The sequence below is a fragment of the Parabacteroides sp. KHUB-02 genome (assembly GCF_056640955.1).
Genome location: NZ_JBWQEV010000001.1, coordinates 22,494 through 45,176, shown reverse-complemented (window position 1 = coordinate 45,176; position 22,683 = coordinate 22,494). Strand labels below are relative to the sequence as shown.

At 52.2% G+C, this 22,683-nt stretch carries 26 protein-coding genes; 16 read left to right on the top strand and 10 right to left on the bottom strand.

Annotated elements, in window-relative coordinates:
• Positions 1-3: 3 nt before the first annotated feature.
• From ACYIA1_RS00260 to mobA, 4 genes are all read right to left on the bottom strand, one after another.
• A complete protein-coding gene (locus ACYIA1_RS00260) occupies positions 4-498 on the bottom strand; it encodes a dihydrofolate reductase family protein (protein ID WP_008675170.1) in 495 nt (164 codons plus the stop codon).
• 222 nt (positions 499-720) lie between these two features.
• Entirely contained in the window at positions 721-2,757 is a 2,037-nt protein-coding gene (mobC, locus tag ACYIA1_RS00255) for a conjugal transfer protein MobC (RefSeq protein WP_258919568.1), read from the bottom strand.
• A gap of 33 nt (positions 2,758-2,790) precedes the next feature.
• The gene (gene mobB / locus ACYIA1_RS00250) at positions 2,791-4,038 is read right to left on the bottom strand and encodes a conjugal transfer protein MobB (protein WP_008675173.1); all 1,248 of its coding nucleotides are present in this window, start codon (positions 4,036-4,038) and stop codon (positions 2,791-2,793) included.
• A complete protein-coding gene (mobA, locus tag ACYIA1_RS00245; protein ID WP_005789997.1) occupies positions 4,023-4,445 on the bottom strand; it encodes a conjugal transfer protein MobA in 423 nt (140 codons plus the stop codon). Before mobA ends, mobB begins: the two co-directional genes overlap by 16 nt.
• 725 nt (positions 4,446-5,170) lie before the next feature.
• Here mobA and ACYIA1_RS00240 point away from each other — a divergent pair.
• From ACYIA1_RS00240 to ACYIA1_RS00165, 16 genes are all read left to right on the top strand, one after another.
• Entirely contained in the window at positions 5,171-5,965 is a 795-nt protein-coding gene (locus tag ACYIA1_RS00240; RefSeq protein ID WP_005789995.1) for a ParA family protein, read from the top strand.
• A gap of 8 nt (positions 5,966-5,973) precedes the next feature.
• Complete coding sequence (locus tag ACYIA1_RS00235; RefSeq protein ID WP_025830979.1) at positions 5,974-6,423, top strand: DUF3408 domain-containing protein; 450 nt, start codon at positions 5,974-5,976, stop codon at positions 6,421-6,423.
• Positions 6,411-7,079, top strand: coding sequence for a DUF4122 family protein (locus ACYIA1_RS00230; RefSeq protein WP_087332122.1), 669 nt, complete (start codon positions 6,411-6,413; stop codon positions 7,077-7,079). The genes ACYIA1_RS00235 and ACYIA1_RS00230 overlap by 13 nt, the downstream gene beginning before the upstream one ends.
• A gap of 257 nt (positions 7,080-7,336) precedes the next feature.
• A complete protein-coding gene (locus ACYIA1_RS00225) occupies positions 7,337-7,639 on the top strand; it encodes a DUF4134 domain-containing protein (protein ID WP_025830977.1) in 303 nt (100 codons plus the stop codon).
• A 5-nt stretch (positions 7,640-7,644) separates the two neighbouring features.
• The gene (locus ACYIA1_RS00220; RefSeq protein ID WP_250706595.1) at positions 7,645-7,971 is read left to right on the top strand and encodes a DUF4133 domain-containing protein; all 327 of its coding nucleotides are present in this window, start codon (positions 7,645-7,647) and stop codon (positions 7,969-7,971) included.
• On the top strand, positions 7,968-10,502 hold the full coding sequence (locus ACYIA1_RS00215) for a TraG family conjugative transposon ATPase (RefSeq protein ID WP_025833201.1): 2,535 nt from the start codon (positions 7,968-7,970) through the stop codon (positions 10,500-10,502). Before ACYIA1_RS00220 ends, ACYIA1_RS00215 begins: the two co-directional genes overlap by 4 nt.
• The gene (locus tag ACYIA1_RS00210; protein ID WP_005636939.1) at positions 10,499-10,855 is read left to right on the top strand and encodes a DUF3876 domain-containing protein; all 357 of its coding nucleotides are present in this window, start codon (positions 10,499-10,501) and stop codon (positions 10,853-10,855) included. Before ACYIA1_RS00215 ends, ACYIA1_RS00210 begins: the two co-directional genes overlap by 4 nt.
• Positions 10,852-11,481 (top strand): DUF4141 domain-containing protein, encoded by a 630-nt coding sequence (locus tag ACYIA1_RS00205; protein ID WP_025017638.1) that lies wholly within the window; start codon positions 10,852-10,854, stop codon positions 11,479-11,481. Before ACYIA1_RS00210 ends, ACYIA1_RS00205 begins: the two co-directional genes overlap by 4 nt.
• A gap of 2 nt (positions 11,482-11,483) precedes the next feature.
• Complete coding sequence (traJ, locus tag ACYIA1_RS00200; protein WP_025017639.1) at positions 11,484-12,497, top strand: conjugative transposon protein TraJ; 1,014 nt, start codon at positions 11,484-11,486, stop codon at positions 12,495-12,497.
• A 125-nt stretch (positions 12,498-12,622) separates the two neighbouring features.
• Positions 12,623-13,246 (top strand): conjugative transposon protein TraK, encoded by a 624-nt coding sequence (gene traK / locus ACYIA1_RS00195; protein WP_025017640.1) that lies wholly within the window; start codon positions 12,623-12,625, stop codon positions 13,244-13,246.
• Positions 13,243-13,542 carry a TraL conjugative transposon family protein gene (locus ACYIA1_RS00190; RefSeq protein WP_073314212.1) on the top strand — a complete coding sequence of 100 codons (300 nt, stop codon included), beginning with the start codon at positions 13,243-13,245 and terminating at the stop codon, positions 13,540-13,542. The genes traK and ACYIA1_RS00190 overlap by 4 nt, the downstream gene beginning before the upstream one ends.
• Positions 13,493-14,800 carry a conjugative transposon protein TraM gene (gene traM, locus ACYIA1_RS00185; RefSeq protein ID WP_250706596.1) on the top strand — a complete coding sequence of 436 codons (1,308 nt, stop codon included), beginning with the start codon at positions 13,493-13,495 and terminating at the stop codon, positions 14,798-14,800. The genes ACYIA1_RS00190 and traM overlap by 50 nt, the downstream gene beginning before the upstream one ends.
• Before the next feature lie 49 nt (positions 14,801-14,849).
• Positions 14,850-15,764, top strand: a complete 915-nt coding sequence (gene traN / locus ACYIA1_RS00180; protein WP_175331376.1) for a conjugative transposon protein TraN — start codon at positions 14,850-14,852, stop codon at positions 15,762-15,764.
• Positions 15,761-16,348, top strand: a complete 588-nt coding sequence (locus tag ACYIA1_RS00175) for a conjugal transfer protein TraO (protein ID WP_005789969.1) — start codon at positions 15,761-15,763, stop codon at positions 16,346-16,348. Before traN ends, ACYIA1_RS00175 begins: the two co-directional genes overlap by 4 nt.
• A 21-nt stretch (positions 16,349-16,369) precedes the next feature.
• Positions 16,370-16,831: a DUF3872 domain-containing protein gene (locus tag ACYIA1_RS00170; RefSeq protein WP_005789966.1), complete on the top strand. Its 462-nt coding sequence runs from the start codon at positions 16,370-16,372 to the stop codon at positions 16,829-16,831.
• The gene (locus tag ACYIA1_RS00165; protein WP_005789964.1) at positions 16,828-17,307 is read left to right on the top strand and encodes a glycoside hydrolase family protein; all 480 of its coding nucleotides are present in this window, start codon (positions 16,828-16,830) and stop codon (positions 17,305-17,307) included. The genes ACYIA1_RS00170 and ACYIA1_RS00165 overlap by 4 nt, the downstream gene beginning before the upstream one ends.
• 68 nt (positions 17,308-17,375) lie before the next feature.
• Here the strand turns inward: ACYIA1_RS00165 and ACYIA1_RS00160 are convergent, their stop codons facing one another.
• The 6 genes from ACYIA1_RS00160 to ACYIA1_RS00135 are packed head-to-tail and all read right to left on the bottom strand — an operon-like array spanning position 17,376 to position 22,532.
• Positions 17,376-18,530 (bottom strand): hypothetical protein, encoded by a 1,155-nt coding sequence (locus ACYIA1_RS00160; RefSeq protein WP_005789963.1) that lies wholly within the window; start codon positions 18,528-18,530, stop codon positions 17,376-17,378.
• Between the two features lie 25 nt (positions 18,531-18,555).
• Complete coding sequence (locus tag ACYIA1_RS00155; protein WP_005789960.1) at positions 18,556-19,437, bottom strand: hypothetical protein; 882 nt, start codon at positions 19,435-19,437, stop codon at positions 18,556-18,558.
• A 12-nt stretch (positions 19,438-19,449) separates the two neighbouring features.
• Positions 19,450-20,679 (bottom strand): hypothetical protein, encoded by a 1,230-nt coding sequence (locus tag ACYIA1_RS00150; protein ID WP_480333982.1) that lies wholly within the window; start codon positions 20,677-20,679, stop codon positions 19,450-19,452.
• 12 nt (positions 20,680-20,691) lie between these two features.
• On the bottom strand, positions 20,692-21,459 hold the full coding sequence (locus ACYIA1_RS00145) for an N-6 DNA methylase (protein WP_025017649.1): 768 nt from the start codon (positions 21,457-21,459) through the stop codon (positions 20,692-20,694).
• 1 nt (position 21,460) lies between these two features.
• Complete coding sequence (locus ACYIA1_RS00140; protein ID WP_250706598.1) at positions 21,461-22,267, bottom strand: DUF4121 family protein; 807 nt, start codon at positions 22,265-22,267, stop codon at positions 21,461-21,463.
• Positions 22,254-22,532 (bottom strand): hypothetical protein, encoded by a 279-nt coding sequence (locus ACYIA1_RS00135; RefSeq protein WP_250706599.1) that lies wholly within the window; start codon positions 22,530-22,532, stop codon positions 22,254-22,256. Before ACYIA1_RS00135 ends, ACYIA1_RS00140 begins: the two co-directional genes overlap by 14 nt.
• Positions 22,533-22,683: the final 151 nt, after the last annotated feature.

Genomic DNA, 22,683 nt, shown 5'->3' with positions numbered 1-22,683 from the left:
TCTTCATCCGTTCCGTTTATACATAAGCCGGCAGATTCCGTTGGAGAAAGTTTTGCAACCAAGAAGTTTCCAGCGGACAGACCGGAATTCTCCCGTCAAGGGGATTCCACCACCATAAGAAAGAGGCAGCAGAAAAAGTACTGTCTCATCCACCAGATTATACCGAAAAAGTCCATCGGCATATTCCGCGCTTCCTCCATCTCCCACTCCTGCCAGATAAATACAATCCTTGTCGTGTTTTTCCTTTACATTCAGCAAGTCCATCAAACCGTAATGGGGGTAGATGTGGAATGTGGCCTGTCGCTGCCAGCGTGGGAAACCATGCCGTTTGTTTTCCCTCACCCATCGCATAAGCATCTCGTCTTCATGCGGAAGAAACCCGTCCAAAGTGAGTGCCATGATAACTTGAATTTTTGCCATACCTCTTGTTAAAAAAGCATGAAACCCATGCTTATTTCGAACAGAGGCTCTGACAAAGCCCAACACAGAAACCCGCATGGGCTCATGCTATAAGGTATAGCATAAGCCTCACGCAATAGCCTCTGTGTTTTTGAATTTGTCAGATTCCTATTCGAGACGTCTTGCGACTTATGTATAATAATGGCGATCCCAATTGTCGAGACCGGCCTTATTTCTCTATTTCAAGTTTCAAATATACGGCATCTTTTTCAATAATCCGATCAGTCGGGGTATAATTTCTTCAATTCCCCCCTCCACTTGTCATGATTTGTCGGGGTCATTTCCTTTTTCATCTTCCAGACCCAGTCGTTTACGGAGTTCAGGGTCATTTTTGATACGACGCATCTCCTCATTGATAATAGCCTGCGCGTCCGCCTTGATCTGGTCGTAATTGCGTTGTATCTGTTGCATCATGATGTCGTTACCGTTCCTGTCCTTGAAGTCGTTGATGACCGGGATTTTCTGATAAGCCTTTTCTTCCGCGCTGATCTTGGTATGGTCTACGACAATTTCGGCATGAAATATTTTCTGCTCTATCCTCTCATCAAAATTATCCGCCACTGCCCCGACAAACGTGCCTTGTGAGAGGTTGGCGATCTTTGATGCGGGAATGAGCGAATCTAGCTGCGTGTTGATAGAGGTGGATACATCCTGACGGTTGATGGATACGGACTGACGCTGCTGAAGCACCTTGCCGAAGCGCTCTGAAAGCGTTTTTGCGGTTTCACCGACCACCTGTCCGCTGAAAATATTCCCCACCGTGTTCTGGATGACCTTGGATTCTTTTTCTCCGTAGTCACGTGTCAATTGACTGAAATCCTGAAAACCCAGAAGCACGCCCACCTTGTTACTTCTCGCCGTCGCAATCAGGTTGTCAAGCCCACGGAAATAGATGGTGGGAAGCTCGTCGATGATAACGGCGCATTTAAGCTGTTTTTTCTTGTTGATAAGCTTGACGATACGGGAATTATATAATCCAAGCGCTGCCGAATAAATGTTCTGCCTGTCCGGATTGTTGCCCACGCAGAGCAGTTTGGGTTCTTTCGGATTGTTGATATCCAATGAGAAATCATTACCGGTCATCACCCAGTAGAGTTGTGGGGAGATCATGCGCGTAAGGGGTATTTTTGCCGAGGCTATCTGGCCCTGGAGCTGGTCCTGGGCATTTCCTTTCCATGCGTCCATGAAGGGGGAAAGGTAGTTTTCCAGCTCCGGATAAGAGGTCAGGATGGTGAACAGATCCGAGTAGGGTTTGTTGAGCAGTTCCACCGCATGGGGAAACGTGCAGTAAATACCGTTCTTGTAAATCTTTAAATACCAGATTATTGCCGCAAGAAGAATGATAGGGGACTCCACGAAGAAGTCGCCCTGTTTTTCGATCCAGGTGCGATTGAGGTTGAGCATTATCGTATAGCTCGCCTCATACGCATCGGATATGTCCGTCATGAATTCCGGATTAATGGGATTGCACCGGTGAGACCTGCGTGGATCGTCAAAATTTATGACATAGAACCGGGGCTTGACCTCGTACTTGTCCATATTCTTCAACAAAGAATTATAGGCGATGGTGGACAGGTCATCAAACTTGTAATCGTAGATATAAATCGCAAAGCCTTTGGCTATAAGCTGGCGTATGTAACTGTTGACTATCGCATAGGATTTGCCGCTGCCCGGTGTCCCGATAACCATGCAGGCACGGAAAATATTGACAATATTGACAAATCCGTTATTCCAGCGTTTTTTATAATAGAATCTCGTCGGGAGGTTTACCGAATACTCATTCTCCATCAGTCGGGTTTCCTGCATGAAACTCTCATTTTCCATATTGAACACATCTTCCATGAGGTTGTGCCTGTAAAGGCGGCTCATCCATAACCCCGACATCAACAGGGCGAGATAGCCTGCCGTAAGAGTAAAAATATAGAATGCGGTATTTGCCATGTGTGGCAATGGCAGTTCAAGAAGCCACCAGTTCAGAAAAAACAATGCGCATCCTGCCACCAACGCCGCATAAATTTTAGGCCAGGTTATCTTTTCACCTTTGACTCCGTGCGTACCCAGACAGGAAACGGCCAGCAGAAGCACTGCCAACAGTTTGCTCCAGAGAATACAGTTGAAAATTCCGGTCGTGTCGTTGAAGTTTACCAGAATCCGGTCTATCACCTCAAGGTTCAGGTGCCATGCGGTGATACTCGGATAGCAGTACACATAGACGTGTACCACCAAAAGAAAAATACTCACGGCCCTGCCGAATTCCATAATCTTGGCAAGTGCCCTCAAATCATCTTCCTGCTGCATAATTGTATATAAATGGGTTGATACTTGTTTTGTCTAAATGCCATGCTTGCGTCCAGCCTTCTTTTTTTTCTTCATGCGGCGTGCAAAGGCTTCCTCCTCGTAATCCCGCGGATTGGTTTCCAAGGAGAGAATGCCTGCCGCCAGTTCGAGCGTGCTAGAGGATTCGTGACGGTGATGCTGCCAAAGTTCTGTAGCGGAATGTCCGCCCCGTTCCTTTTCGGGTATGTTTTCCAACCATTTGAAATAGTCGTTGAACACATTGGCAGAAAACTCCTTGCCCATGCGTGAGCCGTTGAACACTTCCCGGCGGTTGTGGTCAATGAAGGTGACACCGTAGATACGTCCCCGCTCATTCTCGCGGAAAACCACATCAATACGCCTTTGCCCGAGCAGTTCCACAAACCGTTTCTGTGAATCTGCCTGCCGCAAGGCACGAACGATGTCCGCCTGTATGGAGGGTGCCCATTTCCCGTCTTTGAGAGCTTTCAGATTCATCAGCATCCGCTTTTCCAACTGTTCATTTCCGAAGCGTTTCCCAAATCGGGAACTCTTGAACGGTGGGCTGACCACCTTGCCGGTATCATCCGTGACCGAATAGACAATACCGGTATATGGTGTACCGTTGTATTCTCCCCTGACCTGTTTCGCCTCGATGTTGAGCGTGGACAGTAGCGCACTATATTCCCCGAAGGTTTGGAAACGATAGCTTTCCAATACGGCTTTAAGGGTATTACCTACCTGATGGCGGACATCTCCCAAGGAAGCGTCCACCTTTCTTAGTTCCGCTTTTGGATTCCGCTTTTCCGCATCCGCTCCGTTTCGCAGACCGAAATCCACTTCCAGTTCCCGACAGGCGCTCATGGAACGGCGGTGTTCGTAGACATCGCTGATCTTTTTCCCCTGTTCATCCACACAGACACTGACAATATGGATATGGGTATTGTGGGTATCGGTATGTTTGTAGGTGATGTAAGGCTGGTTCCCATACCCCATCTTCTGCATATAACGTTCCGCCAGTTCTGCCAGCCGCCCGTCGGTCAGCCGGTCTTCCGGTGCTGGGGAAAGGGAAATGTGCAGGACGGGCTTCTCCGTATTGCGGTTTGCCAGCAGGTAATTCTCAAAAGAGAGCAATGCCAGACGTATGTCCCCGCTCGGCAATCCGAGCCGGTCGGAAATCATACGGCTACCGGAAAGAATCTCAGCCGTACCTGCCGCTACCTTGTCGTAGTTATAAGCAAGCGCTCCGTAAAGACTCATGCCATGACTTATTTTTGCAACCATTTCCGCTCGTATTCCTGGGTTAGCGCCATGACTTTTTTACAGACGAGCATCAGCTCAAGACTCAATCTTTCCAGTTTATAAAGCAACGCTCTCGCCCGTTTCTCCCCGAAATTGTTCTTCAAGGCACGTACCACCTGGTTGTAGTTGTTTCCGACAGCCTGGAACTGTTTGTGGAATTCTGTCAGCCTGATGTAATAGTCCATCGTCGCCTTGTCTATTTTCACGACCTTTATCTGTCCCGAGAAGATAGATTTCTTGATGAACAGCGTGAGGTTGCCGGCTCCCGAATCCGCCAGCAACTTTTCAAATCTTGTGTTCTCCTCGGCGTTCAGGCGGAAACTGTACTTGTGGTCCGCCGGATCATTTTTAGACTTTCTGCCCGTCCTTGTCCCTGTTGTTTTCTCCATACACATGAGATTTTTGGTTTGTACTTTTTTCTCTTCCAGAATCCGCAACTTTGGAGCGGATTCCCCCGCCCCTCTGGGCGGGCAAGTTGGTTCTTGTCGGACAAAAGACTTTTTGTCGGACAAGGACACAACTTGCTCTGTTCGCTTGAACAGAGAATCCTCCTATGGTCGGATTGCCGCGCGACGTTCACGGTGTGCTGTGGTCCGGCGAAGTCAGTTCCTTTCCATTGTCTGATTCCGATTTTGCAAAATTAGACAGTGATAACCGATTGGTAAACAGCGTTTGATATGACATTTGATGACATCTGACGACATCTGATGTCAGGTAGGGGAAATGTTGGCGGAAGTTTCAAGAATAGCCGCTACTTTTGGCACAGTGCATGAGGGCATACATTGGAACATTGTCCTGTAAGATGTATTGCTTGCCTGCCACAGGTGGTGCATGACGCGAATGCGGTATCATCCATGTATGCGCAATGCCATATATGCCGCATGGCAGTCCTGCATGACGGAACACATTGCATCCGTGCAATGCAGTATGGGGTACATTGAGCTCCATATTACATGAATGCAATGCACCTTATACGGCAACACCCTCCGGCAACCGGCATTACACTGATGCAATATGGTATGCAATGTATTCATGCAAACAGGCAAGCAATGTGTCATTGCCATATACCAACGGATGCATTGCCGTGTGATGAAACGAAAAAATCCAGACAGATATGAAACAAGTTATACACTCTAAATTCAAGCCTATGAAGAGAGAACCTTTATTTGTCGCTTTGAGCAACCAGAAAGGCGGTGTGGGAAAATCCACGTTCACCGTGTTGCTCGCCAGTTATTTCCATTACCTGAACGGATATAACGTACTTGTGGTGGATTGTGATTATCCACAGCACAGCATCAGTGCCATGCGGGACTGGGAAGTGGGGAACATTGAAAAGAACGTGCATCTGCAAAACTTGCTGGTGGAACAGTTCGGAACAAGCGGCAGGAAAGCCTACAGCATCCTGAACTCCACCCCGGAGGAAGCCAGGGAGACGGCCGGCCTCTTTCTCGAAAAGTCGGAGCTGGATTATGACCTTGTCCTTTTTGACCTCCCCGGTACCGTGAATGTGCCCGGTGTCTTCCAATCCGTGATCAATATGGACTATGTATTCACTCCGATTACACAGGAAAGGATGGTAATGCGGAGCAGCATGTCTTTTGTCCTTGCCATCAGGGAATACATGCACCGGCATGCGGACGTACCCTTGCGTGGCATCCATATGTTCTGGAACCGGATGGACAAACGGGTGTCCAAAGGCCTGTATAACGGCTATACCGAAATTTTCCGCTCTCTGAAACTACCGGTGCTGGAGACCGTCATTCCCAGTGCGGAACGCTACAACAAAGATTCCGGGATGAAGGGGCCTCTGTTCCGCAGCACCTTGTTCCCTCCATCTTCCTCCGCACTGAAAGGCAGCAACCTGGACTTGCTAGTATCGGAGATGGAAACCATACTGAAACTTAAATAGATAATATTATGACTACCAAGAGAAGAATGGATTACCGGGTGGACGAGGATGCCTTGAAGCGCATGATGGCAGGGGATGTCACGGCATTGGAGGAAACAGTTCCACCGGCTGGGGCTTTGGAAAAAGAGGCCGTCCCTTTCCGGGAGACGCAAGATAAAAAGGCTTCTGTCAGTCCTTCTAAAAAGCAAACGAGGAAATTTCCGGATGAAGTAACCGGTACCAATGAATACCGGCTACGTTTTCTGGAAGCAAAGCTGGCGGGTACAAGAAGGCAGACCTATGTTAACGATACATTATACAGGACTGTTGCCAAAGTATTGCCGGTCATTGCTCCGGATATGTCCGTCCCGATGTTTTTAAACAGTGTCCTGTCAGACCATCTGGAAAGGTATCAGGACATCATCAACGAGATATATAACCAGGAAGCTACACAAAAACCGATAGAATGGAAGAAATAGTTTATTTATCGATACGGCTCGGCTGTACCGCTTATCTATTATATAAGGTATGGGAGCAGAAGAAGAGAATAGGTAAGATATGTGACCTGCTTTATACTCCCCGTAAGAAACCGGAAATGGAGAAGGGCCACCACCGGAATCCGGAAAATGCGGCAGATGTGATGGGTGCCACTCGTTTTGTCTATCTGGATGAGAATGCAGGAAAGACCGTTGCCCCTTACATGAGCCAGCAATTGGAAATGGGAAGCGACCTTATCGGCAAGGATGAGGATATTCCGGAAGATGAAGTGGAATGCAAACTGCCTTTGGAGGAGATGAGAATGCTGAAAGACGAACAGGAAAAACTGGACAGCCGTTCTCCCGAGACGGAAGCCATTGTTCCGGCAGTTACTCCCGCCGACTTGCTCAATGTAGGTGACGTGCTGTTCAATTTGGATGGTGCCGGTTCAGATGAGAACAAATCATACCGGGCCGCCATGACACTGCGTGCCATCCAGGAAACGGACATGTTCGAGTTGTTCTCCTCCCAGATGGAGAACAAGAAACTGATAGAGGAGCTGATGGAAAAGTATGTGGATGAGGAAGGGAATGCTCTGCCTTTAAAAAAAGAGAGGAACGTTTCCAAACCTGTCGCAGACTGGAGGAAGCTGGTCTGAAAAGGCAATATCATGTCCGGAAAATCCTGTACGCGTTGAAGTGTACGGGATTTTTTTATCATGTGCAACGGGGGTATCCTGAATTTGACCGGCTTTGCCGCCCATATCCTTCTCCATTCACTTTACATAAAGCCGTACGATGGATGACATTTGATGACATCTGGTGACATATGATGACACCTCTGAATCACAGCGTATTATTCCCTTTTATCTTCGCCGTCGAATTCAAATTTATGTCTTACCCAAACGATTCGACAATGAAGAAAAGAATCCTTTTTTCAGTGATGTGCGCGGCGATTGCCGCCAGTGCTTTCGCGCAGGGCCAAGGCCAGGGCCTTGCCGGTATCAACGAGGCGACCAGCCTCATGACCTCGTATTTCGATCCCGCCACCAAACTGTGCTATGCCATCGGTGCGGTGCTCGGCCTGGTGGGCGGCATCAAGACCTACGGCAAGTTCTCCAGCGGTGATCCCGACACCTCGAAAACCGCCGCCAGCTGGTTCTTTGCCTGCATCTTTCTGATTGTAGCCGCCACCATCCTGCGTTCCTTCTTCCTCTAAGCGGTATGGAGTATCCTATAAATAAGGGGGCGGGCAATCCCGTCGAGTTCAAGGGGCTCAAGTCACAATACCTGTTCGTCTTTGCGGGCGGTATGGTGACGGTGCTTCTGGCGGTGGTCATCCTCTACCTGGCAGGCGTGGACCAATGGATATGCATCCCTTTCGGGACCGTATCCGGCGGTCTGCTGGCATGGGCGGTGTTCCGGCTGAACGCCCGCTACGGCGAACACGGTCTTATGAAGCTGCTGGCGGAGAAACGCCATCCGCGCTACCTGATCCACCGCAAGAGAGTTTTCAGATTATTTGCAAAAAGAAAAAAACGACAATCATGAGAAATGTATTGAAAGCGGAAACGCTGGAACGCAAGTTCCCCCTGCTCTCGGTGGAGAACGGCTGCATCGTGAGCAAGGACGCCGACCTGACCGTGGCCTTCGAGGTGGAGCTTCCCGAGCTGTACACGGTGACGGCGGAAGAGTATGAGGCCATGCACTCCACCTGGATAAAAGCCGCCAGGGTACTGCCCGAACACAGCATCGTCTGCAAGCAGGACTGGTTCACCAAGGAGAGCTACCGTCCCCAAAACGGCGGGGAGGAACAGAGCTTCCTCTCGCGCAGCTATGAGCGGCACTTCAACGAAAGGCCGTACCTGAACCACCGCTGTTTCCTGTATCTGACAAAGACCACCCGTGAGCGCAACCGCCGGCAAAGCGACTTCAGCACCCTCTGCCGGGGATTCCTGCTGCCCAGGGAGATTACCGACAAGGACATGGCGGCCCGTTTCCTGGAAGCGGTGGAGCAGTTCGAGCATATCGTGAACGACTCCGGCCATATCCGGCTGCGCCGCCTGGAAACGGAGGAGATTACCGGCACGAAGGAACGTCCCGGGCTGGTGGAGAAATACCTCTCCCTCTCGATGGAGGACGAAACCGCCGTGCTGCAGGACATCTGCCTCAAGCCCGGACGGATGCGTATCGGGGACAAGCGGCTCTGCCTGCACACACTTTCGGATACGGAAGACCTGCCGGGCAAGCTCTCCACCGACATGCGCTACGAGCGTATGTCCACCGACAGGAGTGACTGCCGTCTTTCCTTCGCCGCACCCGTGGGGCTGCTACTCTCCTGCAACCACATCTACTCGCAGTACGTGTTCATCGACAACGCGCAGGAAATCCTGCAGATGATGGAGAAGAACTCGCGCAACATGCTCTCTCTGTCACGGTACAGCCGGAGCAATGCCGTGAACCAGGAATGGACGGAGATGTATCTGGACGAGGCGCATACCAAGGGAGTGCTTCCCGTCAGATGCCACTGCAATGTCATTGCCTGGGCGGAGGATGCGGAGGAGTTCCGCCGTATCAGGAACGACACGGGCAGCCAGCTTGCCATGATGGAATGCACTCCCCGGTACAACACCGTCGACACCCCGGTGCTTTACTGGGCGGGTATTCCGGGCAATGCGGGCGACTTTCCTGCCGAAGAGTCATTCTACACGTTCCTGGAGCAGGCGGTCTGCCTCTTTGCCGGGGAGACCAATTACAGAAGTTCGCCCAGTCCGTTCGGCATCCGCATGGCGGACCGGCAGAACGGCATTCCGGTGCACGTGGACATTTCCGACCTTCCGATGAAGCGCGGCATCATCACCAATCGCAATAAATTTATCCTGGGACCAAGCGGCAGCGGCAAGTCCTTTTTCACCAACCATCTGGTGCGTAACTATTACGAGCAGGGAGCGCATATCCTGCTGGTGGACACGGGCAACAGCTATCAGGGATTGTGCCGGATGATCCACGAGCGCACACGTGGCGGGGATGGCATCTACATCACGTATGAGGAGGACAATCCGATATCCTTCAACCCGTTCTACACCGATTCCGGACAGTTCGATGTGGAAAAGCGCGAGAGCATCAAGACTCTGATACTGACCTTGTGGAAACGGGAGGACGAGGCGCCGAAACGTTCGGAAGAGGTGGCGCTCTCGGGAGCGGTGAACGCCTATATCCGTAAAATTACCGGGAATCGGGAGGCAAGGCCGGACTTCAACGGCTTCTACGAGTTCGTTGACGGTGACTACCGCCGGATGATAGCGGAAAAGAAGGTACGCGAGAAGGATTTCGACATCGACGGCTTCCTGAACGTGCTGGAGCCTTTCTATAAGGGGGGCGACTACGACTTCCTGCTGAACTCCGACAAGGAACTGGACCTGACAAACAGGCGGTTCATCGTGTTCGAGCTGGACAACATCAGCGGCAACAAGGTGCTGCTGCCTGTGGTGACGCTGATCATCATGGAGACCTTCATCGCCAAGATGCGCCGTCTGAAAGGAATCCGCAAGGTAATATTGATAGAGGAATGTTGGAAAGCCCTTATGTCCGCCAACATGAGCGGCTATATCCAATATTTGTTCAAGACCGTCCGTAAATATTTCGGTGAGGCCGTAGTGGTGACCCAGGAGGTGGACGACATCATCAGCTCCCCGATTGTGAAGGAGGCCATCATCAACAACTCCGACTGCAAGATTCTTCTGGACCAGCGGAAATATATGAACAAGTTCGAGCATATCCAGCGGCTGCTCGGCCTGACGGAGAAAGAGAAAAGCCAGATACTCTCCATCAACCAGGCGAACCATCCCGGACGTTTTTACCGTGAAGTCTGGATAGGGCTTGGTGGCACCCGTTCGGCGGTCTATGCTACGGAAGTGAGCGCGGAAGAGTATTTCACGTTCACGACGGAAGAGTCCGAGAAGCTGGAAGTGCAACGGCTTGCCGAGGTGCTGGACGGCAACCTGGAACTTGCCATCCGCCGGATGGCAGAGAGAAAACGAGAGGAACAAAGACAAGTATCAACCCCAAAAAGAGAACAATGAGAAACAAATCCCTTATGAGACTGGCGGTGTGCCTGATCGGTATGGCCGCCATGGTATTGCAAGGCTGCTCGGAGAGCGGCACCGACCGTGACAAGCTCTGCGGCTCGTGGAGCAGCGTGGAAGGCAAGCCGGACGTGCTGGTATATAAGGAAGGGGAAGCCTACAAGGTGACGGTGTTCGCCCGCAGCGGAAAGATGCGCCGTCTCAGGCCTCAGACCTACCTGCTGGTTGAGGAGAACGGGAACCTGTTCATCAACACGGGGCACCGCATCGACATCTCCTACAACGAGGCCGCCGACGTGCTGACCTTCTCCCCGAACGGTGACTATGTGCGGAAGGAGGAACGCCCATGAAAGCGAAGTCACTCCTGATCGGAACGGTACTCGCCCTGTGCGGCACCGGCGCCAATGCCCAGTGGGTGGTGACCGATCCCGGCAACCTTGCCCAAAGCATCATCAACATGTCTGACAACATCGCCCATACCTCGAAAACGGCGGTCAATACGGCCGACAGCTTTGCGGAGACGGTGAAGATTTACGAGCAGGCCAAGAAGTATTACGACCAGTTAAAGGCGGTGAACGACCTGATACAGGACGCCCGCAAGGTGCGTGACATCATCCTGATGGTGGGCGACGTGTCCGACATCTATGTAACGAACTTCGGCAAGATGATGAACGACGGGAACTTCTCGCCCCGCGAGCTGGACGCCATCGCCTTCGGCTACACCCGCCTGCTGGAGGAGAGCAACGGCGTGCTGCAGGATCTCAGGCAGGTCATCAACGTGAGCACGCTCTCCATGACCGACAAGGACCGCATGGACGTGGTGGACCACTGCTACTATGAGATGCGCCGCTACCGCAACCTGGTAAGCTACTACACGAACAAGAACATCGCCGTGAGCTATCTCCGTGCCAGAAAGAAGAACGACCTGGACCGGGTGATGCGGCTTTACGGGAATGAAACCTCCAAATACTGGTAGCCATGATGCCGTTGTCGATAGATTTTGCCAACCTGCATACCATACTGGCGACCCTGTATGACGATATGCTGCCCCTCTGCAAGGACATGATGGACGTGGGAAAGGGACTTGCCGGGCTGGGTGCCCTGTTCTATGTCGCCGTCCGCGTGTGGCAGTCGATGGCCCGTGCCGAACCGATAGATGTCTATCCCCTGCTGCGTCCCTTCGCCATCGGCATCTGCATCCTGCTTTTCCCCACGCTGGTGCTCGGCACGCTGAACACCGTGCTCAGCCCGATAGTACAGGGTGCGCACAAGATGCTTGAGGGGCAGACGCTGGATATGGAACAGTACAGGGCGCAGAAGGAGGAACTGGAAAGGGAGGCCATGTTGCGCAATCCCGAAACCGCCTACCTGGTGAGCGACGAGGAATTCGACCGTCAGCTGGACGAGCTGGGCTGGTCAACGGTGGACACCGCCTCCCGCCTGGGCATGTACGTGGAGGTGGGGATGTACAATCTGGAGAAGAAAATCCGTGACGCCTTCCGCAGCCTGCTGGAACTGATATTCGCGGCGGCATCGCTGCTGATAGACACCGTGAGGACCTTTTTCCTTGTCGTGCTCTCCATACTGGGACCGGTGGCGTTCGCCTTCAGCGTATGGGACGGTTTCCAGTCCACGCTCGGGCAGTGGTTTACGAGGTACATATCCGTTTATCTCTGGCTTCCGGTCAGCGACCTGTTCAGCACCCTGCTCGCCAAGCTCCAGGTGCTGATGCTCCAAAATGACATTCTGGAATTACAGAACAACCCCGACTACTCGATAGACAACTCAAATAGCGTCTATATCATATTCATGCTGATAGGGATTATCGGGTACTTCACCGTCCCGACGGTAGCGGGCTGGATCGTACAGGCGGGCGGAGCCGGAAACTTCAGCCGTAACCTGAACCGCACGGCCACGAAAGCGGGCGGTTTCGCTGCCGGGGCGGGCGGTGCCGTACTGGGGAATATCGGGGGAAGACTGCGGGGCAAATAGGCTCTATGGCAACCCGTTTCCGTGAGTCGGGCAACTTGGATTACCGGGTTGGGCGACTTGTCGGAAGGAGCCGCCCGGTCATACCGGAAACATTTATTTATTCATTCAAACCAATCATTCGCTAAATGGAATTCAAGTCATTGACCAACATTGAGAGCAGCTTCAGGCGTATCCGGTTGATGCTGGCTGTCTTTACCGGCTGCTGTGCGCTCGTCACCGGCTATGCGTTGTGGAGCTCGTACCGTTTCGCCGAGAAGCAACGGGAAAAGATCTATGTGCTGGATAAGGGCAAGTCGCTGATGCTCGCCCTCTCGCAGGATCTTTCACAGAACCGCCCCGCCGAGGCGCGGGAACACGTCCGGCGCTTTCACGAGCTGTTCTTCTCGCTCTCCCCGCAGAAGGACGCGATCGAGCACAATATAGGCCGTGCCCTGCAGCTGGCGGACAAGAGCGCCTATCACTACTATGTGGACTTTGCCGAAAAGGGATATTACAACCGGCTGATTTCGGGCAACATCAACCAGGTGGTACACGTGGACAGCGTGGTGTGCGACTTTGCCGCCTATCCCTACAAGGCGCATACATATGCCCGGCAGCTGATCATCCGTGAGAGCAACGTGACCGAGCGGAGCCTTGTCACCTCCTGTTCGCTCCAGAATACGGGACGTTCGGACGACAATCCCAACGGGTTCATCATCGAGCAGTTCACCATACTGGAGAACAGGGATATAAGGAGTGTGGAACGATGAGAAGGAAACCTGCCGTCTTAAAACGTGCGGACAGCCGTATCCGGCTGTTCTGCCGCCGGCTGACCGGAAAGCAGCGCATTGTCTTGACAAGTGTCGTCTCGCTTCTGTTCACGGCAGCCTGTCTGTACTCGGTTGTCTCTTCCGTGTCCCGTTTGGGGGAACGGAAGGGCGACATGAAATCCGGGCATATCCGGCCCGTCATGTTACGGCCGGAAACAACAACCATTCATTCAAACATCCAGAAACATGAAAATGGACTTTCAGAAAATCAGGGAACGGCTGGGGCTGTCGAGTGACAAGCCGCTGACTCCCGAAGAGAAGCGCCGACGCGCGAGGTATATTGTCTATCCGTTCTTCTGCCTGCTGTGCGCCGGATTCCTCCTGCTGGTATTCAGCCCGTCGGAAAAGGAGAAGGCGGAAAAGGAAAAGGGCAAGGGATTCAACGTGGAGATGCCCTCGCCGAAAGATTCGGAAATGGAGGGCGACAAGGTAAGTGCCTACGAGCAGGAAGCACTGGCGAAAAAGGAAAAATGGCGCAGGGGAACCTTCCAGGAGATGTCCGAACTGCTCAACAAGGACAGTCAGGATACTGCCGGCCTTACCGCAGGAAAAGCCAACACGGAACTTCCGCCGGAACTGGAAACGGGGAAATCCCCCGGCTCCGTCCATTCCTCTGCGGAAGCCTACCGGAATATGAACCGCTCGCTAGGTGCTGTATATACCCGGAATGAAAATCAACAAGATGCCGATCTGCTCCGCCGTATAGAGGAACTGGAAAAAGAAAAGAGAACGGCGGAAGGACAGCCGGAAGGACAGACCCTGGAAGAAAAGATGGCACTGCTGGAAAAGTCTTACGAGCTGGCCGCCCGGTACAACGGGAAGCAGCCGGATGCCCCGGCTGCCGTGAATGGCCGGAGCGCCCGGAAAGACAGGACAGCCGTCCGCCCGGTGAAACAGGTACAGAATCAGGTGGTGTCATCGCTTGCACAACCTATGGGCAATGAGGATTTCATCGCCGAATTTGCGGGAGAGAGGAATACCGGTTTCCACACCCCTATAGGCAGGACACTCCCTTCCGGCAGGAATACCATCGCCGCCTGTGTACATGGTACGCAGACCGTATCGGACGGGCAGGTGTTACGCATCCGGTTGCTGGAGCCGATGGCGGTGGACGACCGGCTCATTCCCCAAGGGACGGTATTGACCGGCGGTACACGCATCCAGGGGGAGCGGATGGACATCCTTGTAGAGACGGTGGAATACAAAGGCACGCTGTTTCCTGTGGAACTGGAGGTATATGATGTCGACGGACAGCAGGGAATCCTCGTGCCGAACTCGATGGAGTATGACGCAGCTCGTGAGATAGCCGCGGGTATGGGCACCTCAATGGGGAGCCGCATCAACATCTCGACGGATGCCGGGGCGCAGATTGCCTCGGACGTGGGCAAGGGGGTAATACAGGGCGTGTCGCAATATGTGGAAAAGAAAATGCGTGCGGTGAAAATCACCCTGAAAGCCGGACACCGGCTGTTGCTGCACTCTCCCGAAAAATGAAAAGAGAAAAGAAACCAACCATTTATTCACCAACCAATCAAGAACGCACATGAAGAAGATTCTGATGATGTTTGCCCTGATTATGGGCGCAGTGGCTGCATACGCGCAGCAAAGCAGCGGGGATTATTACGAGGGATTGAGCCGCAAGATCGGCTTCAGCCAAATGATTCCCCCGCATGGTCTGGAAATCACGTATGACAAGACCGTACATATAATTTTCCCCTCTCCCGTAAGATACGTGGATTTGGGTTCCCCCAACCTGATAGCGGGCAAGGCAGACGGTGCGGAGAACGTCATCCGTGTGAAGGCGACCCGGAAACATTTCCGCAGTGAAACCAATATGAGCGTGATAACCGAGGACGGCAACTTTTACACATTCAACGTCAAGTATGCCGACGAGCCGTTGCTGCTGAACGTGGAGATGTGCGACTTCATCCATGACGGGGAGTCGGTTAACCGTCCGAACAATGCGATGGAAATCTACTTGCAGGAACTCGCCGGGGAGTCTCCCCGTCTGGTACGGCTGATCATGAAATCCGTGTATAGGCAGGACAAACGCAAGGTCAAGCACATCGGCAGCAAGCGGTTCGGGGTTCAATACCTGCTCAAGGGGCTTTACGCACATGGCGAGCTGCTCTATTTCCATACCGAGGTGAAGAACGCCACACACGTGCCTTTCGATGTGGACTTCGTAACTTTCAAGATTGTAGACAAGAAAATCGTGAAGCGTACCGCCATGCAGGAGCAGATCATCTATCCGCTGCGTGCCTTCAACTATGTGACCCGTGTGGACGGGAAGAAGAACGAGCGGACGGTGTTCGCCCTGCCCAAGTTCACCATCCCCGACGGCAAGAAGCTGGTCGTGGAGATGTACGAGAAACAGGGTGGCCGCCATCAGTCGTTTGAGGTGGAGAACGAAGACCTGGTACGCGCCGGGACTGTCAATGAACTGAAAGTAAGATGAGTGCCATGAAAAGAAACTTCATCTTTATTATCCTCCTGCTTGCCCTCTTTACGGGGCAGGCGGAAGCCCAGCGCCGGCTGCCGGGGATGAAAGCCGTCCGCTTTACCGCTGAAATGGCCGACGGCTTTTACAGCCGGGCAGACCGCCATGATGCGGGCTACGCCTTTTCGCTGGCTGTTGCCACTTACACAAAGAAGGGGAACCAGTGGGTGTTTGGCTGTGAGATGCTACAACGTAATAACCCTTATCGGAACACGTATGTCCCACTGTCGCAGTATACAGGGGAAGGCGGTTATTATCATACAATCCTTTCCACATCCGGCAAGTCTTTCTTTCTGAACCTCGGCGCTTCCGCCTTGTTGGGCTACGAGGCCGTGAACAACGGAAACCGCCTGTTGGATGACGGAGCCGCCTTGCGCAAGTGTGAGTCCTTCATCTATGGAGGCGCGGTGACACTGGAAGCGGAGGGATACCTGTCGGACAGGATAGCCCTGCTGATACGCCTGCGTGAGCGTTTCATGTGGGGTGGCGCATCCGGCCGCTGCCATTTCCAGTATGGAGCCGGAATCAAATACATTTTCTAACCTTAAAAAGAACAGATACCCATGAAAAGAAGAATCCTTGATATGGTGATGGCCGCCTGCTGCATGGCGGTTTCCTTCCTTGGTCTTGCCGCTTGTGACAATGAACTGGACATTCAGCAGGAATACCCGTTCACGGTGGAGTCCATGCCGGTGGCGGATGAGATAGCCGGTGATGAGACGGTGGAAATCCGTCTGGAAATCAAGCCGTCTGGAAATTTTACCGGAACGGTCTATACACTGAGGTATTTCCAGCCTGACGGAAAGGGCAGTCTGAAGATGGAGGACGGCACGGTACTGAAGCCCAATGACCGTTACCTGTTGAACGAATGGAAATTCCGGCTCTACTATACCTCGCAGAGCGACAAGGAGGCGCAGACCATTGACCTCTATTTTGAGGACAACTGGGGAAACTTGCAACAGCTGACGTATGATTTCAATGGAAAGGAAGCGGAGGAAGACAATAATAATACGGAGGCCGCATGAAAAGAATACCGGTTATTATGATTTTTCTGTCACTTGTTCTGTATGGCAAGGCAGAAAATCCCCCGTCTGACAAGGATAAGGCAGTAGCCTGCATCAAGCGGTGGGAAGGCTGGCACCGGGGGAAAATGCCTTACATCGGTTACGGACACCGCCTGCTCCCCCATGAGAAGCTGACCGAGAACCTGAGCGAGGCACAGGCGGACTCGCTTTTGAGATGCGACCTTGAACGGTGCCTGAAGGTATTCCGTAAATATGGAAAAGACTCGCTTCTTTTAAGTCTGTTAGGCTTTAATGTGGGCTGTTACCGTCTGGTTGGAGACGGGAAGATACCCAAAAGCAGACTGATTCAAAAACTGGAAAGTGGCGATCGGGATATTTACAGGGAATATATATCGTTCCGCTGTTATCGGGGAAAAGTCATTCCAAGCATAGAGAGAAGAAGGAAAGAGGAGTTTGAACTGTTCTATATACCCTAGATTGAAATTATGCAAAGCCGTGAACGGACGCTTGCCATCGCCGTTCACGGCTTTAGTCTTAGCCACTCTTAATTTACCTTTACCCGGTTCATCAGCTGCCCCGATATTTCGTGCAGCTCCCGGCAGCGTTCCGGCTGCTGTTCCCTCGCAAAGGCGGTGATTCCCTGTGTCAGTTTCCAGAGCGTGGCCCCGCCTGTCACTCCGTCGTCAGGATTGTTGTTCATAAGCAGTTTTTCCACCTCGCGTCCTTCGTTTTTCAACAAGGCTCCTTTCTGCACCAGATTCTTCAGTTCCTTGTCGAAATCCACGTCAATTTCCGATGCGCCTTGAATTTCGATGGCCTTCTGCATGATGGTGTCTTTGCTGTACAGCCCTTTGGTCAGGTCGGAAACTGCCGATACGGTGGTCTGCGTGTCCAGTTCATAGGTCTTTTGGGAAAGGGACAGGGAATCCGGCAGTCTGCCTCCAAGGTGCACCTGCCGCATGACGGATTCCCGGACCATCCCGTTCAGGCACGCCCCGTTGAGCAGGAACGACCGCATGTCCACCGAGCCGTTGCCATAGTCGGATGTGGAGAAGCGTGCTCCTGCGAAGATGATGACCGTCCCGTTCTTACGGGTGGGTATCTCTATCGGAGTGGGCAGGATCGTTTCGCACCATACTTTCGTGTCGCTCATATAGGCGTCGGACACGACCGCCCCCTGTCCTCCCGCCTCACGGATGAAAGCGGTCAGGATGTCCACCGAGTTGAGCCGGCGGTAGGAGTCCGACAACACGCCCCGGACCTCCATGCCTACCGCACGTATCAGTACCCGTGTGCGCTCGGTCCATCCCGAATGTTCGTTCAGGATGGTGGCGCACAACTGTTTCTGCCAGGCATCTCCGGCGGAAAGCTCGCGCAGGTATTTGGCGGGAATGCCCATCTTCTCCGAAATCTGGCTTATGGCGTTGCCGTGCAGGTTGAAGTTCCCTTCGGGCATTGCCATCTGTACCCTTCCTTCCGCTTTGAAGGAGATAACGGGGCGTTCCTTGCTACGTTGGCTTACCCCGATGGGAGCGATGAAATCCTGTGCGATCCGCCCCTCACTGAGCAGACGGTTGATGGTGTCCATGACATCCCCCTGCCTGCCTTCTATCATTCGCCGTACCTTGTTGATGACTACCTGGTTGAGTCCCTGCTGTTTCTGTACCGGTGCAGTGGCCGGCATGACTGTTGCTTCCATATTTTTTGTTTTTAAAGTTGATAAATCACAATTTGTTCTTATGGCTTGTCTTGCTTGTTTTAGTAAATTCAGATCTGTACTCTTCTGACAGACGGATATAATCCTTTTCGCTATATCCGGCCGGTCCGAACAGTTCATAATATCCGGGGAAGGGTTTTCTTTCCGTTTCCGGTATATGCGTGCTGGTTTCCTTATGGCAACAGATGATGTGCCGGACAAACCGGTAGCACTTGCAAAGATCCGCCAGGATGGTGTACTCGTTGTCCGTATGAGGTTCATAATATCCGCAGGAGAGATTGACGCAGGATACTTCCAGCCCGTTCCTTTTCAAGGCCGCCACATCCGTAGCCAGTCCCTGTGCCGGCTTGTAGCCGTACCTCCGGAAATCTATAGCTGAAATGAAGTCATTGGAGCAGAGCTTCATTCCGTTGATTTGTGTTACCATATCCCCGTTCCCTTTCCGGTCACACTGAATCACGAAACGGCAGTCGGAAAAGAAGGACATATCGGCATGGCCGCTGCCTATGCATCCCACCTCCTCCTGTACGAAGAAGGCGCATTTCACCGCCTTGAAATCCTCCAGGCATTTCAGGCAGATCCAGATGCCGTTCTTGTCATCCGCGCCGATTCCAGTCATCCGTTTACGCTTGTGATCATAGCCGACAATCATCGAGTCCGCCACAAGATGGGCCACATAGGAGCCTGTCTTGCGCCGGTGTACCTCGTCCATGTGCGCCACGACACAGGGGTAGCTTTCCCGGTTGCCTTTGACCGCGTAGATGTTTCCGTGCCGGTCTTGCCGGAAAGGAATCCCCATCCGCCTGAGTTCCCCGATGATGAACCCGGCTATCTTCCCCTCCTTGCCGGAGGGGGAGGAGATGTTGTAAAGAGCCATTAATTTTTCCATGATACTGACTTTTTAGGAGATGAACAACTTTTCGATTTGCAGGTACCGTCTGAACTCCGGTACGGGACGTCCCTTCTTGAAGAGGAAGGACGGATATTTCTTTCCCTTGTATTCCACCGACGTGCCTTTCAGTACTTTTCCGAATACGGTGAATATATAGAACATGTCCTGACAATTCTTGCAGAATGCCATATCCGGAAAGGGATGTATTTTTCCGCATTTGGGACATACATATTTTCTCCTGTTTGCGCACCCTTCCGTGCTCCGGCAGGAGGCTATGCTCGTGTCGCCCTCCGTATTTCTCAGTTCCAGGTTGCCGTCCGTTAGATGGAGGCTGTAGAACGTGTCGAGGTAAGGCACCCCTTTCTTGTGCCACCTGCAGGCGGGCACTTTCACCGTCAATGAAACCTGTATATTGTCTCCGGCCGCCCATTCCTGCCCCTCAATGGGATTCAGTACGGTGAAATCTGTTGTATGTGTATAATCGTTGTATCTGCGTCGCAACAGGATGCCCGCCTCCTGCGCCTGCTTGCGGATCAGTTCGGCGACGAATGCGTGTGAGGAATAGATGCGGTCCAGCAGGGAGGCGGCAATCGGTGTGTTTATTGATTTCCACAAGGTTACCTCGTTCCATACGACAGCCCGTCCGAGTATGTTGTTGCTCTCGTCCCTTGCCACAAGGATTTTAGCGCCGGCGAAGTTGGTATAGAAGTCAGCGGCGTTGCGTGCCTTGTCCTCATACCGCATACAGGAACTGTGCAGGCTGGATGTGTCACTGTCGGCGATGGGGCTGTAGTTGCTTTCCAGATAGGCTTCCATGAAGTCGTTCATGCTTTCATGCAGCCTGACCGTGACCTTACTGTCCAGTGAGATGGCGCTACAGAAATAGCTGATCTCATCGGGCTGGTACGGTCCTAGGTTTTTGAACAGCTCGGCAAACGTAGACGGTTCCAGATCTGTTCGGTTCTCCGGAAACCAGGGTGCCTGCGGATTGTTCCGGTCCGGGAAATTGGGATGGCCCAAATCCTTGCTGCATGCCGTGAACACGATCCGGATTTTCTTGAACGTGCCGGCTTCCGTCCGTTTGCGTTTGGTGGAGAAGCAGTTGTAGGTACCGCGTATGATCTCTTCCACCGGTACGTTCTTTTTTACTTCCAAAAGGATGTCTTTGGCTATCACACTCCCGTTTTCCGCCGCATGCATCAGGCGGGATTTCAATTCATTGCTAACATTCAGTTTCATACATCATTCGGTTTATTGTTTATAAATTCTGCCATGTTTATATGGCGATTGTTTCTTGTCCGGCTGCATTTGGCGCAATTTCTCTTTCCGCTTTCTGAGCAGGTCAACGGACATGTTCCTGCTTGTCCGATATTCCTCCTCGCTCATCCGGCGAATGGAAGGAATGCCCGTCTGAGTCAGTGTATGGTTTACCATCCAGCCGTCCATGAAGTTTTCGGGGAAGAGGCTGTCATGGTGGATGACCTCACCTATGCAGCCATGTACGAGCATGTTGCAAACGGTCATCAGGCAACAGGTACGGTTGACATCTTCTGCAACCAGATAATTACCCAGGTGGCGTACATGATATGCCAGCAGTAGCCTTCCGCTTCCGCATGTCGGGTCACAGATACGTTTTCCTGTCGCTGTCTCCCCCGAATCGGTACATAAGACCATCAGGTCGCAGATATCCGGCGGGGTAAAGAACTGTCCGTTCACCTGCCGACCGATTTTGGAAGATATTGCCATGAAGAGGTCACCGAACGCATCAAACCATCCGCCGGATTGCAATTCCCGCTGCATGAGCCGTATCCATCCGGTAAGCATCTCCATAAAATGCCTGTTCTGCTGCCGTTTGTATTTCCAATCCATAAGGGGCGGTGCGCCGGGAGAGAACCCGTGAATGACATAACGCAGGAAATCGTTGAAAACGGATATCGGATCGTAGCCGTTCGAATAGGCGAAATCACAGATCGTTTTCTCAAGCGGACGTATCGCCTGCGGTGTGTTGTATGGTGCCATATTACTCTGATTTTTTATAGATTGTTACTATATGTCTTTTATGGTCAGTCTGTATCCTGACGGGAGAAATGTCAAGGAAAGAGAGATGGGTGTCCGCTTTCAGCATGTTCCATTCCCATGCGGGAAGTTCCTTCCATTCCATACGGTATGCCCAGAGTATGAACAGACCGGGACGGAATCCGTTGAAAAGTTCTCCGTGCAGAATCCCGACCAGCCGCTCCAGTTCTTCCCGCGAGTAAAGGGTGAATGACTCATTCCGATAGACAAAGGCATCAGCCGGTTCAATATCCGGCTGACACTCGATGATGTATCTCGTCCATTCTTTTGTGGTGTACTTTCCGTACAGAGGATCGGGTTCCGTGTATTTCCATGCCCTGACGAATGTGTGGAAGAGGACGGCACCGTTCTTGTGCCTTCCGGTATGCCCCCACATCCGGAACTGTTTGCCGCGTATGCCATCGGGAAGCAGCAATTCCGGACCGGTTATAACCCAAGGGCCTCCTTCCGTATTGTAACCGGTACACTTTTCATTTTCATGGCAGAAAGGTGTCTGTGGGAGAAGGCAAATATGGACTTCCCGGTCATCGCCCCTTTCAATGTGTGCCTGCGGATAATAGTCACCGCCACGGGTGATATAAGTGACAACATCTCCTGCGGTCGGTAAACTGACTCTTTCCCTGTCCTCCCGCATCCTTGAAATCAGCCGGTTCACTTTCTCCACATCACATTCCTTTATGGAGCAGGCACACCCTTCATGCCTGTTGAGCCGGGTCAGACTTTCCAGGTCATAAAAATTAGCGTACTTCATATTGAGATCGTTTTTGTTGATACAATTTGACCTGACGGGCAACCATGTCGCAGAACTTCTGTCCGTTCTCCTTCTCACTTCTGAAATAGGCAATCATGTCCCAGAGATTCTGCTTGAAGCAGCCGGTCCATTTTTCGTAATAGTGACCTCCATAGACCTTTCCGAACGTTTCCTCGAAAAGTGCGGGAGTCTGCCCTTCATCCCCATGGTGGTTGTATTGCCACAGGGAGACAAGCAGCAGCCGGTTATAATCCAGTGTTTCCATTTCTGTTCTTTTTTAAGTAAAACATCGGCCTACATGGGTAGGCATTTTTATTTCTTGATGTCTTTTCAGTCTGTTTTCCGGGGATTGCGGCAAGGCTTGGCGAAAGAAAATACCGCAGCGAAGCGAGGATGATTTTCTTTCAGCCAACCCA